We start from the raw sequence: 2,056 nt of genomic DNA on the forward strand, positions 1-2,056 counted from the left end.
CAGCCTGCAGTTCCAGCTCAAACGGGCTGGGCTCGATGGGTTTTTTGGGCTCAACAATTTTCTCAACAGTGATGTACTCTTTCTTGATGATCGTTCTGGGCGGCGCGTCCTTACTCACTTCCCGCTCTACAACGATGGGAGGTGCCATGATGATGCGTGGCGGCGGCGGCGCTGGCGGTACCACCGGCTTGGGCTGCGGGGGGAGTTTGTAATCAAACACCCCTTCATCACTAGGCGGCAAACCACGAGCGATTACCGGCTCAGGCTCACACGCCCCGCCAAAGCTCAGACCAACCGCAAGGAATAACTCACATACACTCATGTTAGTTACCCTTGAATTCGATACACATGTAGGACTGACCCGACTTCAGGGTGATCAGTTTATTCGTGTTTTCAACGATATAGGTTGATCCGGATACTCGGGTGTTGACCAGTTCATCAATCCCATCAACCACCACATAGGCGGTCGGCAGTTCAATATCCTTCCACTTGTCACCATAGAAAATGTAAGTGAAGTGATCATCGCGAAGCACCATTTCAGGCTTCAGCGAGTTGTCAGATCCCCAAAGCTTGTACTCACCCCAACCGCGCAGTTTGGAAGGGTCGATGTTGGCCTTCTTCACATAGTCACCGGCAACCTTTTGAGCATCACCTGACTTTGGTGTGTAGGGCATGTTCATCAGCGGCGCTGGTGGTCCACCTGCAGCAACTTCGATAAAGGACGATTGAGCAACGCGGGGCTCTTCGATCTTGAAGAGGAGATCAGGAACATGCTTTGAGTTCACCGTCTCAGCGCGAAGATAGAAACTGTAGACCCTGCCATCTTTCGCATAGACCTGCAGCGAGCTATCAACGCCCGCCGCCAGTGGCTTGACCACCAGTGTGTTGTCGGTACGCACCTTCGTATCGAACAGACTTGCATCAGCAACATCAGCGTTCTTGATCTTCACGTCTTCTGGAAGCTGAATGACAGAAAGCATGAACTCACGAAGACGTACACGGTAAACGCAAGCACCGCAGTCTACCTGAGTATGAACGCCACTGTTCTTACCTGCTTTGTCCCATGCCTTCTGGATCTGGCCCAATGGAACGGTCGTACGGCTCATCGGTCCGAACTGACCACGCCGCTGAGCTGCAGCCTGATCGAGCGCGTCTTGCGGTACGCTGGCCGTCACGCTAGAGGCCACCTGCTGCCCTTGAGCAACGCGCTGTGACGGCGTTTGGGGTCCACGGTCCAATGAAGTCTGCGCAAAAGCAGTGTTTGAAACAAGCAATGTGACAAGAAAAAGAGAAATACGAGAGGTCATGTGGTTGGCCTTTCCTGAACAGCCAATTTCAAAATGCGGATACCAAGAGGATTTTCGAAGCGCTCAACGGTTGTCACTTCTTGAGGGCGTGTGGTCATTTCCAGATAAGCCCGAAGCTTGCTTTGCTCTGGGGGCTGCCTGCCGATCTTGTCGGTCTGGATGAAGTCAACGGAGTACTGATAGATACCGTTATAGGCATCGACCTGGTTTGCCGTCTCAACAGTGATGGAACGGTTCAAACCATCTTCAATGGCCTCATCGATGCGGCCTTCATTTTCTTTCAAAAACTGCCGGTAGAAGTCCTGATCAGAGTAGGTTGCGACTTCTTTGAAGCGCGACCCTTGAGAGATGCCATCAACGGCAAGGATCTGCGCCACATAGCGGCGAGCCATCTTCTCAAGCATCAGCTCAAAGCCATCGACTTCAACCGAGATCGGCTCAACGCGGTAGATCCGCTCGTCAGCTGGATCTACACGCAAGAGCGCCACTTCTGTTGTCTTCAAAGGGATTGCTACTGCTAGAACTTGCAATGCCGTAGCTAACCCCAAGCCAGTGACTACATTGAGGAATACTGAGACCTTGAACAATCTCACCATGCGGCGATGGGCAGTTTTGTAAGCAAATGGATCTGCGTTCAGAACGGCTTCATGTGCCCCAGGCCGCTCACCCTCAATACTCAGTTCGGGGGCATTGACCTCAACCAGTGCCGTGCCCTCAACTGGGGCCTCCGGCTCCGCTTTGTTTTTCTT

2 protein-coding genes and 1 pseudogene are annotated in these 2,056 nt (G+C 52.7%); all 3 read right to left on the reverse strand.

The window, feature by feature from the left end; all coding sequences use genetic code 11:
• Positions 1-322, reverse strand: a pseudogene (locus PsW74_RS29035) (hypothetical protein); the annotation flags it as partial.
• 1 nt (position 323) lies between these two features.
• Positions 324-1,307, reverse strand: coding sequence for a TrbG/VirB9 family P-type conjugative transfer protein (locus tag PsW74_RS25170; protein ID WP_063289738.1), 984 nt, complete (start codon positions 1,305-1,307; stop codon positions 324-326).
• A partial coding sequence (locus PsW74_RS25175) for a VirB8/TrbF family protein (protein WP_082830705.1) occupies positions 1,304-2,056 on the reverse strand: 753 nt, incomplete at its 5' end. The genes PsW74_RS25170 and PsW74_RS25175, both read right to left, overlap by 4 nt.

The sequence above is a fragment of the Pseudovibrio sp. W74 genome (assembly GCF_001623085.1).
Classification (GTDB): domain Bacteria; phylum Pseudomonadota; class Alphaproteobacteria; order Rhizobiales; family Stappiaceae; genus Pseudovibrio.

Bases quoted from the DNA above. Each gene is read 5' to 3' on its own strand.
- PsW74_RS25170 (WP_063289738.1), bottom strand. From the start codon at position 1,307: ATGACCTCTCGTATTTCTCTTTTTCTTGTCACATTGCTTGTTTCAAAC.